At 72.2% G+C, this 13400-nt stretch carries 15 protein-coding genes; 10 read left to right on the top strand and 5 right to left on the bottom strand.

Annotated features, from left to right (window positions below; translation table 11 throughout):
• Positions 1-108: 108 nt before the first annotated feature.
• Positions 109-546 (bottom strand): ArsI/CadI family heavy metal resistance metalloenzyme, encoded by a 438-nt coding sequence (locus ACFWJ4_RS38535; protein WP_380553289.1) that lies wholly within the window; start codon positions 544-546, stop codon positions 109-111.
• A gap of 151 nt (positions 547-697) precedes the next feature.
• On the opposite strand from ACFWJ4_RS38535, the gene ACFWJ4_RS38530 reads away from it, so the two are divergent.
• From ACFWJ4_RS38530 to ACFWJ4_RS38510, 5 genes are all read left to right on the top strand, one after another.
• On the top strand, positions 698-1078 hold the full coding sequence (locus ACFWJ4_RS38530) for a metalloregulator ArsR/SmtB family transcription factor (protein ID WP_359897675.1): 381 nt from the start codon (positions 698-700) through the stop codon (positions 1076-1078).
• Positions 1075-2199, top strand: a complete 1125-nt coding sequence (gene arsB, locus ACFWJ4_RS38525) for an ACR3 family arsenite efflux transporter (RefSeq protein ID WP_380553287.1) — start codon at positions 1075-1077, stop codon at positions 2197-2199. Before ACFWJ4_RS38530 ends, arsB begins: the two co-directional genes overlap by 4 nt.
• Complete coding sequence (locus ACFWJ4_RS38520) at positions 2192-2608, top strand: arsenate reductase ArsC (protein ID WP_380553284.1); 417 nt, start codon at positions 2192-2194, stop codon at positions 2606-2608. The genes arsB and ACFWJ4_RS38520 overlap by 8 nt, the downstream gene beginning before the upstream one ends.
• Before the next feature lie 23 nt (positions 2609-2631).
• A complete protein-coding gene (locus ACFWJ4_RS38515) occupies positions 2632-2958 on the top strand; it encodes a GNAT family N-acetyltransferase (protein WP_380553292.1) in 327 nt (108 codons plus the stop codon).
• Positions 2959-3063: 105 nt separating this feature from the next.
• Entirely contained in the window at positions 3064-3570 is a 507-nt protein-coding gene (locus ACFWJ4_RS38510; protein ID WP_380553281.1) for a DUF2199 domain-containing protein, read from the top strand.
• A gap of 153 nt (positions 3571-3723) precedes the next feature.
• On the opposite strand, the gene ACFWJ4_RS38505 is transcribed toward ACFWJ4_RS38510, so the two are convergent.
• Entirely contained in the window at positions 3724-4065 is a 342-nt protein-coding gene (locus ACFWJ4_RS38505) for a hypothetical protein (RefSeq protein ID WP_380553278.1), read from the bottom strand.
• A gap of 162 nt (positions 4066-4227) precedes the next feature.
• On the opposite strand from ACFWJ4_RS38505, the gene ACFWJ4_RS38500 reads away from it, so the two are divergent.
• The gene (locus tag ACFWJ4_RS38500) at positions 4228-4611 is read left to right on the top strand and encodes a VOC family protein (RefSeq protein ID WP_380553275.1); all 384 of its coding nucleotides are present in this window, start codon (positions 4228-4230) and stop codon (positions 4609-4611) included.
• Between the two features lie 146 nt (positions 4612-4757).
• Here the strand turns inward: ACFWJ4_RS38500 and ACFWJ4_RS38495 are convergent, their stop codons facing one another.
• Together ACFWJ4_RS38495 and ACFWJ4_RS38490 are read right to left on the bottom strand one after the other, a co-directional pair.
• Complete coding sequence (locus tag ACFWJ4_RS38495) at positions 4758-5624, bottom strand: DUF3592 domain-containing protein (protein WP_380553273.1); 867 nt, start codon at positions 5622-5624, stop codon at positions 4758-4760.
• Between the two features lie 33 nt (positions 5625-5657).
• Positions 5658-6761 carry a hypothetical protein gene (locus ACFWJ4_RS38490; protein WP_380553270.1) on the bottom strand — a complete coding sequence of 368 codons (1104 nt, stop codon included), beginning with the start codon at positions 6759-6761 and terminating at the stop codon, positions 5658-5660.
• A 201-nt stretch (positions 6762-6962) separates the two neighbouring features.
• Here ACFWJ4_RS38490 and ACFWJ4_RS38485 point away from each other — a divergent pair, with 201 nt between their 5' ends.
• Positions 6963-7448, top strand: a complete 486-nt coding sequence (locus tag ACFWJ4_RS38485; RefSeq protein WP_380553267.1) for a ricin-type beta-trefoil lectin domain protein — start codon at positions 6963-6965, stop codon at positions 7446-7448.
• Here the strand turns inward: ACFWJ4_RS38485 and ACFWJ4_RS38480 are convergent.
• On the bottom strand, positions 7390-7872 hold the full coding sequence (locus ACFWJ4_RS38480) for a CPCC family cysteine-rich protein (protein WP_380553265.1): 483 nt from the start codon (positions 7870-7872) through the stop codon (positions 7390-7392). The two genes, ACFWJ4_RS38485 and ACFWJ4_RS38480, sit on opposite strands and share 59 nt — an antisense overlap.
• Before the next feature lie 225 nt (positions 7873-8097).
• Here ACFWJ4_RS38480 and ACFWJ4_RS38475 point away from each other — a divergent pair, with 225 nt between their 5' ends.
• The 3 genes from ACFWJ4_RS38475 (at position 8098) to ACFWJ4_RS38465 (ending at position 13282) form a co-directional block, all read left to right on the top strand.
• A complete protein-coding gene (locus ACFWJ4_RS38475; protein WP_380553262.1) occupies positions 8098-10038 on the top strand; it encodes an FAD/NAD(P)-binding protein in 1941 nt (646 codons plus the stop codon).
• On the top strand, positions 10039-11259 hold the full coding sequence (locus ACFWJ4_RS38470; protein WP_380553259.1) for a putative PEP-binding protein: 1221 nt from the start codon (positions 10039-10041) through the stop codon (positions 11257-11259).
• Between the two features lie 217 nt (positions 11260-11476).
• On the top strand, positions 11477-13282 hold the full coding sequence (locus ACFWJ4_RS38465; protein ID WP_380553256.1) for a CocE/NonD family hydrolase C-terminal non-catalytic domain-containing protein: 1806 nt from the start codon (positions 11477-11479) through the stop codon (positions 13280-13282).
• The last annotated feature ends 118 nt before the right edge of the window (positions 13283-13400 follow it).

The raw sequence follows: 13400 nt of genomic DNA, 5'->3' as shown, positions 1-13400 counted from the left end.
TTTATAACACACTGGCGTACGTCCGCCGCGCGCACCCCTCGGTTCTATTCAATGGGCCCGGGGGGGGGTGTGGTATGTCGCCGGGGCCTCCTCCCCACTCCGGGCGGTTCAGTGGGACGCCTCGCCGGTGCCCGTGCAGCAGGCCTCCGGCGCGCCGGCGGCGCTCTTGCCGAGGCTGTCGGCGTCGGCCTTGACGACGTAGACCTCCCAGGGCTCCTTGCCGGGGGCGGTCACCCAGACCTTGTCCTGGACGGCGTAGCAGCAGGAGGTGTCGTTCTCCTCGAAGGTGGCGAGGCCGGCCTCGCGCAGGCGGGTGGTGGCGGCGGTGACCTGCTCGGTGGAGGCGACCTCGACGCCGAGGTGGTCGAGGCGGGTGTCCTCGCCGGGCTCGCCCTCGATGAGGACGAGCTTCAGCGGGGGCTCGGTGACGGCGAAGTTGGCGTAGCCGGGGCGGCGCTTGGCGGGCTCGGTGCCGAAGAGCTTGGAGTAGAAGGCGATGGAACCTTCGAGGTCGGCGACGCGCAGGGCGAGCTGGACACGGGACACGGTGGCCTCCAACGGGCTGGAAGGGCAAGAAGGGCTCGAAGGGCTGGAAGGGCTGGAAGGGCTGGAAGGGAGCAAAAGGACCGAACGAGCCTGTATCGATGTCTGTCGATTCAGCCTTGCACTCTGGATCGATATTCGTCAACATAGAAGCATGTCGAAACAGGAACTCCCGCTGCTCGATCGGGACGACGCCGCGGACGGCTGCTGCCCCCGGCTGCTGAGCGCCCCGCTGGACGCGGACCAGGCCGCCGAACTGGCGCCGCTCTTCAAGGCCCTGGGCGATCCGGTGCGGCTGCGGCTGCTGTCGATGATCGCCTCCGGCGCCGGCGGCGAGGTGTGCGTCTGCGACCTGACGCCGGCCTTCGACCTGTCCCAGCCGACGATCTCCCACCACCTGAAGCTGCTGCGGCAGGCCGGGCTGATCGACTCCGAGCGCCGCGGCACCTGGGTGTACTACCGACTGGTCCCCGAGACGACCGACCGCCTCGCGGGCATCCTCACCCGCCGGGCGTCCCTCGGCGCCGCCGAGTGAGCGCCGAAGCGGGGGCGCCCGCTCCGGTGGCCGGCCGGCTGTCGTTCACCGACCGCTACCTCGCGCTGTGGATCCTCGCCGCGATGGTCCTCGGCATCGGCCTCGGCCGGCTCGTCCCCGGCCTGGGCGACGCGCTCGCGAAGGTGACCGTCACCGGCGTCTCCCTGCCGATCGCGCTCGGCCTGCTGGTGATGATGTACCCGGTGCTCGCCAAGGTCCGCTACGACCGCCTCGACACCGTCACCCGCGACCGCCGCCTGCTGCTCCCCTCCCTGCTGCTGAACTGGCTCGTCGGGCCCGCCCTGATGTTCGCCCTTGCCTGGCTCCTGCTGCCCGACCTGCCGGAGTACCGCACCGGGCTGATCGTCGTCGGCCTCGCCCGCTGCATCGCCATGGTGATCATCTGGAACGACCTGGCCGGCGGCGACCGGGAGGCCGCCGCCGTCCTCGTCGCCCTGAACTCGCTCTTCCAGGTGGTCGCCTTCGGCGCGCTGGGCTGGTTCTACCTGTCCGTGCTGCCCGGGTGGCTCGGCCTGGAGCGGACCGCGCTCGACGTCCCGGTGTGGGAGATCGCCCGCAGCGTGCTGATCTTCCTCGGCATCCCGCTCGCCGCCGGCTACCTCACCCGCCGCCTGGGCGAGAAGGCCCGCGGCCGCGCCTGGTACGAGACGGCGCTGCTGCCGCGGATCGGCCCGTTCGCGCTGTACGGGCTGCTGTTCACGATCGTCGTCCTGTTCGCGCTCCAGGGCCGCGCCATCACCGCGCAGCCCCTGGACGTCGCCCGGATCGCGCTGCCGTTGCTGGTCTACTTCGCCGTCATGTGGGCCGGTTCCCTGGCGCTGGGCCGCGCGGTGGGCCTGGACCACCCGCGGGCCACCACCCTCGCGTTCACCGCGGCGGGCAACAACTTCGAACTGGCCATCGCCGTCGCCATCGCCACCTTCGGCGCCGCGAGCGGCCAGGCCCTCGCCGGAGTGGTCGGCCCGTTGATCGAGGTGCCCGTCCTGATCGGCCTCGTCCACGTGGCCCTCGCCGCCCGCCGGTACTTCCCCCGGCCCGCCACCGCCCCCGCCACAGCCCCCGAACCCGCCCCCGAATCCGAAGGTTCCGCCCGTGTCTGAGTCCAAGCCGTCCGTGCTGTTCGTCTGCGTGCACAACGCCGGCCGCTCCCAGATGGCCGCCGCCTTCCTCACCCGGCTCGGCGGGGACCGGGTCGAGGTCCGGTCGGCCGGGTCGGCGCCCGCCGACGGCGTCAATCCGGCCGTGGTCCGGGCGATGGCCGAGGTGGGGATCGACCTGTCCGCCGAGACGCCCAAGGTGCTCACCGTCGAGGCGGTCCGGGCCTCGGACGTGGTGATCACCATGGGCTGCGGCGACGCCTGCCCGTACTTCCCCGGAAAGCGCTACCTGGACTGGCAGTTGGCGGACCCGGCGGGCCAGGGCGTCGACGCCGTCCGCCCGATCCGCGACGCGATCGAGCAGCGTGTCCGCGCCCTGATGGCGGAACTCGGCATCGAGGCCGCCGTGTGAGCGGGGTGGTGAACGTCGCCGCGATGACCCCGGCGCACGCCGCGCAGGTCCTGGAGATCTACCGGTCGGGCATCGACGGCGGCGACGCCACCTTCGAGACCGGTGTGCCGAGTTGGGAGGCGTTCGACGCGGCTCGCACGGCCGAGCACCGCCTCGTCGCCCTCGACGGGTTCGACAGGTTCGACAGGTTCGACCGGGTGCTCGGCTGGGCCGCGGTGGCGCGGGTGTCGGAGCGGAGCGCGTACGCGGGGGTGGTCGAGCACTCCGTCTCGCGCGAGCGGATCGGCCGGCGCCACGGGCGTTGGCGCGACGTGCTCCTCCTGGAGCGCCGCAGCCCGGCGGTCGGCTGACCGGACCGCCGACCGGACGCCCGCCGCCCGCCCACCGGGCCGCTGTTCGGACAGCTTGCCGGACCACCCCCGAACCGCCTCTGACCAGCCCGTTAGGCTCGCACCATGACTGCCGACGACCACCACACGTGCGCGTGCTGCGCGGAACGCCACGACGGCCCGCCGCTGTCCTACGGGGCTCCGGCGCCGGTGGGTTGGAAGCCGCGGTACTCCCGGCGCCGGGACAGCGAGCTGACCGCCGACCAGTGCGTGGTCAAGGGACGGCACTTCTACGTCCACGGCCTGATCGAGATACCGGTGCGTGACAGCGGCGACACGTTCTCGTGGGGCGTCTGGGTCTCCTTGAGCGAGCAGAACTTCGCCCGGACTCACGACCTGTGGGACGACCCGGTACGGGAGCAGGAGCCCCCGTACTTCGGCTGGCTCTCCACCGAGCTGCCCGTCTATCCGGACTCGACCCTCCTGCTCAAGACCCACGTCCACACCCGCGCGGTCGGCCGGCGTCCGCTGATCGAACTGGAACCGACCGACCATCCCCTCGCGGTCGAGCAGCGCGACGGGATCACCACCGGCCGCGTGCGGGAATTCGCGGACCTGCTCCTTCGGGGCTGACGGCCTCCGGCCCGCCGACCGTCCCCGGGCCGCTGTTTCCCGCCGACGGTCCGCAACAGCCGGACACGGTGCGCGGTGCACGGTGCATGCCGCGCGCTGCCGTGGCCGACCGGTGCGTGCGCGACCGGTGCGCGCACGGCCGGTCGAGGTGTGTCAGACGCCGACCGCGGTGCCGGCGTGGGCGGAGGCCGCCTGGTACTCGTCGTCGCCCTCGAACCGGGCTTCGCAGCCGGTGGCGAGGGTGCTGGCGACGATGACCGGGTCGAGGATCTTGGAGCCGGAGTTCAGCTCGGCGATCCCGCTCCGGTCGGTGGTCGCGGAGCCGACCCGCTGGCCGCTCGCCGTGCTGTAGAAGGTGATCTCCCGCCCCACGATCGGCTTGCCGTCCATGTCGGTCAGCGTGGCCTCGAAGTCGCCGCTGATCGGAGCGTGGGCGACCACGTGGCCGCTGACCGTACGTGCTGTGCGCTGGACCGGCTTCTTCTCGGAAGTCATGGTGTAACCTCCCGGATGCTCTGGGCTACTACCTCCACCGTGGGCACGTCCGTGACGGCTTGCACGCGGGCCGTGACGCCGGCCGGGCCGCCCGGGCCGCACGTGCGGGAGACCGGGACAACCCGGTGGAGTTCGGGGCGGGGATCGGGGAGACTCGCGCGCATGGTTTCGGTACTGCAGAACGTGGCGATCGACTGCGCGGACGCCTTTGAGCTGGCGCGCTTCTGGAGCGGTGTGACCGGCAGGCCGCTGGACCCCGACTGCCGGCCGGGGGACCACGAGACCCAGGTGCTGCTGGCGGAGGGCCCGGTCCTGTACTTCAACCAGGTGCCCGAGGCGAAGACGGTCAAGAACCGGGTCCACCTGTGCCTGCGGCCCGAGACCTCGCGCGACCAGGAGGTGGAGCGGCTGCTCGGCCTCGGCGCCGCCCTCGTCGGCGACCACCGGAACCCCGACGGTTCGGGTTGGGCGGTCCTCGCCGATCCCGAGGGCAACGAGTTCTGCGTGCTGCGCAGCGACTCCGACCGGGCGGCCGCGCACCCCTGAGGCGCCGGGGCGGGCCACGCGCGCACGGAGCCGGGGGCGGTGCGGACGGCGGCGTGGACGGCGGGGCGGACGGCGGTGCGGACGGGGAGCCCCCCTCAACGGCCCACCGCCTTTCCGGTGATGGGCCGTTGGCGGGCCGCCGGGTCCTACAGGCGGAGCAGGACCACGCCCGTGACGGTCGTCGCCGCGGCGACGAACAGGGCCGCTACCGCGCAGCCGACGTTCCCCGCCACGGACCGGCGGGTGGCCGCGAGGTCCGGCGTGAAGTCGGCCGGGTCGGCGGGGGAGTAGTGGATCGTGAGGTCCCCGCCGACCGGGACGGCGGAGTCCGGCAGGCCCGAGGGGTAGTAGGCGGTGACGGCCGTCCCTTCCTCGGTGGTGAAGGCGACGACCGGCGTCCGGCTGCTCTGGGTGCCGCCCTCCCCGTCGCTCTCGACGTTCCTGAGGACGGCGACGACCCGCCCAGGGACGGGCGGCATGGCGGACAGCTCGGCGAGCCGCTTCTTCGTCGTCTGCTTCTCCCCGGGCAGGTAGAACGCGCCGAGGACGGTGACCGGACCGCAGGTCGCGACCAGGGCCCACGGCCAGCCCCGGTCGATCGAGAGGACGACCACCAGCCCGACGTAGATCAGGAACACCGCGGTGTGGGGCCAGGCGAGCCCCCGCCGCCCCGCCTGGAGGTCGCTGACGAACCGGAAGGCGTGCGGCCTCCCGCGCGGGTAGCGGATTCCGACCTCCCGGCCCACCCAGGCCGTGCTGATCCGGTCGCCGGTCCCGCTGTCGTTGGTGACGACGAACTCCTCGCCGGTGGACGGGTCCTGGAAGCGGACGACCACCGCTATCCCGTCGTTCGGGGAGCTCCCGTTGCGCGGCTCCCCCACCCGTTCGATCCGCCCCTTCACCCGTACGGCCCGCTGCGCCTTGGTCAGGCCGGCCAGTGACCGGCCGTACCCGACCAGCGCCACGGCGCCGAACACCCCGCACCACAGGGCCAGGATTCCGTGCCAGTTCATGTGCGCCCCGCTCCCGTTCGTCCTGTCCGTGGTTCAGTGCGCCGAGGTGCGCCGCAGCACCCGGCCCTGTCCGTCCGCCTCCAGCACGGCGGCGCCCCCGGGCCCGGCCACGGTGACCGTGATGGTGACGGGGCCGTTGGTGCGGAGGACGGTGATGCTCCAGGCCTGCGGGGCGTGGACGCCGAGGGTGGTCCTGGCCTCGTCGACCAGGGCCGGGAACCGCTCGTAGGGCAGTGACAGCGGATCGAACTCCCGGGCCTTCGAGTCGGTCGAGGAGAACGTCAGCGCCAGCAGGCTGTCCGTCACCTGCAGGGTCGTCACCGGGCCCGCTTCGCCGTTCCGCGTCAACGAGTTGACGGCCCGCCCCAACTCGCCTTCGTCGAGGAAGGACTGCCCGGGGCCGAGCACGACGGTGCCGGACCCGGCCGTCACCACCTTGGTCGACCACGACGAGGAGGCGGAGGCCGAGGCCGAGGGGCTCGCGGAGGAGGACGGCGGGCCGGCGGGTTCGTCCTCGAACAGGTCCACCCGGAACAGGAGGACGACGGCCGCCGCGGCGAGCAGCAGACCGAGGAACCCGAGGAAGGGGACGGTGCAGCTGTCGGGCGGTTCGCTCACCTTGGTCGAGGCGGGCGCGGAGTCGAGCCGCGCCCCGGCCGCCCGCTCCTCCCACACCGGGGTCGGCCGCTTCACGATGCGCACGGCTGCCGGCCGGTCCGGCGGGTAGCGGACCACCAGGACGCCGCGCGGCCGGTAGTCGGGGAGGTCGGCGACGTGGATGTCCTGGGTGAACTCCACCCGGAACGCGGGGCCTTCGTCCGGCACGACGGTGAGGTCGAACCGCACCGCCCGGTCGGTCACCTCGCCCGTCGGGACGTCCAGGCTCTCGATCATCGCGAGCGCCGTCCGCGGGACGACGGCCGCCTCCCGGGCCCGCCGCGGCAGGCCGGCGAGGAGGAGCAGCAGGCCGTAGGCGATGGGAAGGCCCAGGCCGGCGATGAACAGCGCCGGCTTGTCGACGACGACGCCGACGACCATCGCGGCGAGCGATCCTCCGATCACGCCTCCGGTCAGGAAGCCGCGGGCGAGGGCGACCGGCGTGTTGCGCGTGGGCGGCGCACCGGTGGTGATCGTCATACCGGTGATTGTGCCGGGCGGGAGCGACGGCGGACAGGCCCGGAGCCGACAAGCTTGCGCCGTCCCAGTGAAACGCCGGAATCAGTCGGGGCGACCCGCGTGCCGCCGGCCCAACCGGCCCGCCCTGCACCTAACTTCACGGCGGACCGGATCCGACCCGGCCGGCCCGTGAACCCCCGACCCCCCGAACCAGGAGCAGCAGTGCGAATCCCCCAGAAGCCCGCCGTCGTCCTCGCGGCCGCCGTCGCCCTCGCCGGCCTCACCGCCCTCGGCGGCGGCCCGGCCACGGCCGCCCCGCGGGACCCGGTCGCCGTGTCCCTGCAGGTGTCGAGCGACGGTACCAACCTCGACGAGTACGAGGGCGGCGAGGTCTGGACCCGGGACGCCCGACTCACCTTCCAGGACTGGGTGATCAGCCAGCTCGACGACGGCAGCTTCCGCATCAAGGGCACCCACTACGACCGGTGTGTCGCCGACAACGGCGTCGGGAACCCCGTGACCCTGAAGGGCTGCAACGCCAACGACCCCGCCCAGCGGTGGATCTTCGACATCGGCTCCGAGCGCACCGTCGTCGAGAGCGTCAAGGACCGCCGCACCGGCCTCCAGGCCAACGGTCCGAACCAGCCGGTCACCCTGGAGCCGCTGGACGACAACCCGGCCCAGGAGTGGACGCCGTACGAGAAGTGACGGATGGTTCCCCAGCCGTGGGCCGCCGCCGAACGGCGTCGAAGGTGGTGTCCCAGAAGGTCGGGAGCCACCAGCACAGGACCGACCGGTCCTCGGGCCAGGGACGCCGCTCCTCGTCCCGCCAGTCCTCGAAGAGGTCCGCGGCCGGGTCGATCGGGCGCCAGGCGGGGTCGAGCGGCTCGTCGGCCGTCGCCGGCCGGACGAACCGCCGGCCGCGCTGGTCGCAGGCCCCGAACTCCCGGACGTTGCGCTGGGCCTGCAGCAGCGGGACCGAGTTGGCGCCGTCCGGCCTCAGCGGCCACCTGAGCTGCGCCGGGTCGTCCTCCCAGGAGCAGAGCGGGCAGACGACGAACGAACCGGGCCATCCTTCCCGGACGTCGAGGACGAGATGGCCGCAGCAGGGGCAGGGTCGGCGAGCGTCCACCCCGGCAGTCTGGCCTGCCGGACCGGTCGACGGCGACCCGGTTTCGGAGCATGCCCATCGGATTTCGTGACAAGTCGTCATGGTCGGCGGATCACCTGTTCTAGGATCCTGGGGCACTTCGGACAGCGCGTCGCTCCGTCCGAGCCGCACTTCCTCAGCAGACCACGTGCCCGGCGTTCGGGACAGGAGAGCCGGGTTCCCATCCTTCGATGCGGAGGCTTGACCATGAGTCGAACGGGTACGCGTCCAAGAGTCCTCATAGTCGGGGCGGGCCTGGCCGGCACCGCCACGGCCATCCGGCTGCTCTGCTTCGCGCGCAGACCGCTGGAGATCGTCCTGCTGGAACGACGCTCCGACTACCGCTCGGCGGGGGTCGCCTACCACCGGGACGGCAACCCCTGGGACTACGTGTTCAACATCCAGGCGGGCCGGATGTCGGTGTTCCGCGAGGACGTCCTCGACTTCGTCCGCTGGGCGAACCACGAGGCCGACCGCAGCGGCTGGCCGGAGCCCTGGGCCGGGCTCCGGTTCGTCGAGCAGGGGCCGGCGCCCCGGCGGATCTTCCAGGACTACCTGAGCGACCGGCTGGCCGAGGCGAGGCGCGAAGCCCCTCCCGGTGTCGTGCTCGTCGAAGCGGAGGGCGAGGCGGTCGACCTGGAAGTCCGGCCCACCGGCGCCGACGTGACGATCGAGCAGCCGTCCGGCCGCGAGGGCGGAGCCGACCGGAGCCCGGCGGTGACCGTGCTCCGCGCCGACCAGGTCGTCCTCGCGACCGGCCTCGAACTCCGGGAGCCGGTCTTCGCCTCCGAGGTCCGCACCCACGCCTCCTTCGTGCGGAACCCCTATTCGGCAGCCGGAATCCGCAAGCTCGTCTCGCTCCCGTCCGAGTCGACGGTCGCCATCGTCGGCTCCGTGCTGAGCGCCTACGACTCGGCGGGCCTGCTGCTGCGCCAGGGCCACACCGGGAGGATCCATCTGATCTCCAGGACCGGGACGATGTTCCGGACGTACCCCGGCGGCCACGAGCACGGGGTGCTGCGCCTGCCCTGTCCGAAGACGCTGCTGGAGCCGTACCGGAACCGTGAGGAGTTCCTCGTCCGGATCCGGGCCGAGTGGGACACGGCGTGCTCGACGGTCGTCCGGGAGCATCCCGACGTCTCCCCGGTGGTGGTCGCCGAGCGGGTGGTCAAGGCGTGGGAGCCGCACCTCCCCGAGGCCATCGAGCGCATCCCCACCGCGGAACTGCGGGGTCTGCTGGACGAGTTCGGTACCGCGCTGGCCGCGCTGCGGGTCGGGGTGCTGGAGTACACGATGGCGGTCGTCGAGCGCGCCCTGCACGCGGCGGACGGGGCGGTGCGGCTGGTCGTCGGCAAGGTGGAGGCGGTCAGGCCGGCGGAGTCGGGCCGGCTGGCCGTGTCGGTCGCCTCCCCGCAGGAGGAGCACACCATCGAGGCCGACCTGGTGGTGTCCAACTTCGGCCGGGAGTCGGACTACAGCAGGGTCGACCGACCGCTCTGGCGGAACCTCCTGCGGCGGGGGATCGCGGAGCCCCACGCGCGCACCGGGCGCGGCCTGGAGGTCGACGGACGGGGGGTGCTGCTGAGCCCCGGCGGGGTGGCGGGCCCGGTGTCCGCGGTCGGCGCGCTGCGCGAGGGCGACGAGATCGTGCGGAACGGCCGAACCGGTGCGTTCACCTTCAATCTCGCCGCCATCAAGAACCATTCGATCGCGGTGGCCGCGCACGTGATCGAGCAACTGGAAGTGGAAGAGGACGTTTCGGCTCGGATCGCGGAGCGGAGTTCGGCTCGAAGCACGGCCGGAAGAACAGCCGAAAGCGTGGCCGGAAACGTGGCCGGGCGCCGCGGGGGTGTCGGCAATCTGGAGGAAGCGGCCCGGGGGGAATTCGAGGACGCTGTGGTACTGGAGGCCAGGAGATTGGCCTCGCGCGGTCGAATTGAACGGAACCTGCTCGATTCCCGACTGGACGCCTGTATCCGGTCCATGGGTGAACGTCCGGCCGCTGCGGTGGATGCCGCCCGGTACGACCGCCTGATGAGGGTGGTCGTCAACCGGGCCGCGGTCGAACGACTCACCGATGTCTCCGTGACACCACGACAACTGCGCCGACAGCTGGGAATGGCGACCGCCGAAGAACAGGAGGAATAGGTGGACGGGCGACGGATTCAGGGATCCCTACTGACCGGTGGTGCACAGAGCGAAGTGCGGGGCACCTGCAATCGCACGAGACAGCCGCTCGAGGGATCCATCCTCGTCGCCCGTTCCCTCGACGCCGGCCTGTACGAGGCGATCGTGGCGGCGCGCGCGGTGGTCTGCGGTTCGGGCGGGCTGACCGGCCACATGCAGTCGCTCTGCCGGGGCAGGGGAATTCCCGTGCTCCGCGTCGACGAGGCGGACCTCGACGACCTGGTCGGCGAGGCGGTGCTGGACCTCGACGGCGAGTCGATCGTCGTCGAGTCCGGCTCGGGCGCCGGGACCGACGCGGGCGCCGGGGCCCCCTCGCCGGCCGACCTCGGCGCGGCGTGCGCGGTCATCGCGGACCTCCAGGACATCAGCGCGATCAACTCCTGCGGGCCGGACGCGAAGCGGGTCGACTGCTTCTTCATCCGGGAGGAGTTCCTCTGCCTGGCGGCGGGCCTGAGTCCGCTCGACTCCCTGGAGGGCGGCCCGGCCGAAGCGGCGGTCTACGGGCGGGCGCTCGCCGACCGGCTGTGCGCCTTCACCGAGGCGCTGCTGCCCGGCCAGCGGCTGATCCTGAGGATGCTCGACCTCCGCTCCGACCACGCCGCCAGCGTCACCGAGCTGGCCCCGGTCGCGGTCGAGCCCAACCCCGAGCTGGGCCTGCACGGCGCACGCTGGCTGCTGGGGTCGACCGCCTACCGGGAGGCGCTGCACGCCATGCTCGGCTCGCTGCGCGAGCGGCTCGGCGAGGCCGCGGGCCGGGTGCACCTCTCCGTGCCGTTCCTCAACGACGCGGAGGAGTTCGCCCAGCTCAGGAAGCACCTCGAACTGCCCGCCGAGGTGCCCCTGTCCGCGTTCATCGAGACACCGGCGGCGGTGCACGCCACGGCGGAGATCTGCGCCGCCGGTGCCAGCGAACTGTTCGTCGGGGTGAAGGACCTGGTGCAGTTCTACCTGGCCGCGGACCGCGGCAACCACCTGGTGGCGGAGTCCTACCAGACCCGGCACCCGGCCGTCCTGGACGGGCTGCGCAGGGTGGTGGAGTCGGCCCGCGCCGCGGGGACCCCGGTGAAGGTGTTCGCGCTGGGCACGGACCTCGCCCACTACCTCGCCCACGTGCCCACTCCGGACGGCTACATGATGTGCACCGCCGAACTCCGGCAACTGGTGCTCGACTCGCGACCCTGACCGTGGCGGGCGGGCGGGCGGGTGGCCGGCGGGCGGGTGGTGGTCAGGGCCGCCACCCGCCCGCTGTGCGGTCGGGCGCGGATACTACAACTCTATTGTCATCGAGAGGAGTTGGTCGGGGCTCCATCCATTTCAGTGAATCTGACGTCACATCAGTTTCGTTTCGCCCGTAGTGATCCAGGATGCGAACAGTATCCGTCACGGAAGGGTGGTTCGCATGACCAGCGTCAGTGGAGAGCCGATCCCGGCGATCACCGAGGCCACGCTCGCCGACATCGCCGACAATGGACTCCGGGGCCCCGGCGCCACCGTCAACCAGGCCGTCATCGACCTCGGCAACGCCCTGCAGGCGGCCGCCCAGGGCGACGAGGCGGTGCAGCTCCCGCCGGAACTGGCCGAGTTGGTGGCCAGGGTGCGGCAGATCGCCGACGTCGACGTCACCAGGATCGAGGTGGAGGAGGACATCCGCCTGTCGGCGTTCCGCATCAGGCTGAAGGGCGACGAACCGCGCCCGGTCGTGATCGTGCCGGCCGGCTGGAACCCGCTCGGCTGGCTGCCCTTCGTCTACGGCTACTTCAAGCTGGCGTTGCGCGGCTACCACGTCCTGGCCTACACCCCGCGGGGTCTCGGCTATCCGGACTGGATCTCCACCTCCGACGGGTACGTCAACGTCGCCGGACCCGACGACTGGGCCGACGGGGTGAAGGTGATCACCCACGCGGAGGGCTGGTGCGGCCCGAACAAGGTCGGCTTCCTCGGCCTGTCCTACGGCTCCGGGATCAGCCAGCTGGTCGCCGCGCACGACCCCGACGAGCGGGTGGCCGCCGTGGTCGCGCTGAGCACCTGGGGCAACCTGGCCACCAGCCTCTACGCCAACGACACCCGGCACGTGAAGGCCGTGGAACTGCTGGTGGGCTTCACCGGCGGGGAGAGGCAGGACAAGTTCGACGCGGAGACCCTGGACATCCTCGACAAGTTCGACCAGAACCGCGACCTCGACGACGTGATCGCCTGGGGCGAGGAGCGCTCCCCGGAGACGCACCTCCGCGAGACCAACCGGCGCGGCATCCCGACCTTCGTCTCCAACACCTGGCACGAGACGCTCTTCCCGGCCTCCTCGGTGATCGACGTCTACAACCGGCTGACGGTGCCCAAGCAGCTGAACCTGTGGATCGGCGACCACGGCGCGCCCGAGAGCGCCGGCATGTCCGGCCTGCTGACCCACCTGCCGTTCCCCGGCCTGGCGGAGCCCCTCCGGGAGGCCTACGAGTTCCTGGACCACCACCTGCTCGGCGCCGAGAACGAGGCGCCGAAGCGCAAGCAGGTGACCAGCCAGGTGATGTTCACCTACAAGACCAAGCCCGTGCTGGGCGGCGGCAACCGGATCACCGAGGCCGCCCACCGGGAGCCGCGCGACTCGTGGGGGGACGTCACCACCGGCGAGGAGGCGTGGTACCTCACCGGCGTCAACGGCGACGGTGACGGCGCGCTGGCCGACAAGCAGAACGACGGCTGGTCGCGGAGCTTCACCGCGGGCGTGGAGACCAGGGCGACCGCGGTGGACGCCGTGATGGAAACCGGCCAGAAGGAGTGGACGGGCAACCCCCGGAAGTACGTGCTGTCCGAGTTCGAGCGGGAGAACCTGCTGGTCTGGTCGACCGACCCGCTGACCGGGCAGGGCGAGGTGGCCCGCCGGATCCGGGGGGCCGCGCAGGTCCGGCTGACGGTGCGGAGCACCGAGGGCGCCGCCACCCTGGTGGCGTACCTGTTCGACGTCGCCCCGGACGGTACGGCGCGGATCGTCACCCACGAGCCGTACACCGTGCGCGGTCTGACCCCCGGCGAGGACACCACCGTCAGCTGGGCGCTCCAGCCCGCCGCGTACGACGTGCCGACCGGCCACCGGCTGGCGCTGGTCGTCAACAGCCGTGACCAGCTGTACTCCTACGCCGCGGAGCGCGGCACCGTCACCATCGGCTCGCCGAGCGGCAACGAGTCCCGCCTGGAGCTGCCGCTGGGCTGATTCCCCGGAGTCGCCCCCGCGGCCCGTCGCCGCCCGGCGACGGGCCGCAGCGAGGTGGGTCGCGGTGCGGGGGACCCCAAGCGGAGGTCAAGGAACCTTGACCTCCGCTTGGGATACC

The sequence above is a fragment of the Kitasatospora sp. NPDC127067 genome, from assembly GCF_042724755.1.
GTDB lineage: Bacteria > Actinomycetota > Actinomycetes > Streptomycetales > Streptomycetaceae > Kitasatospora > Kitasatospora lactacystinica.
Note: the sequence above shows the minus strand (reverse complement) of the source record. Positions and strands in the feature narration are given on the sequence as shown.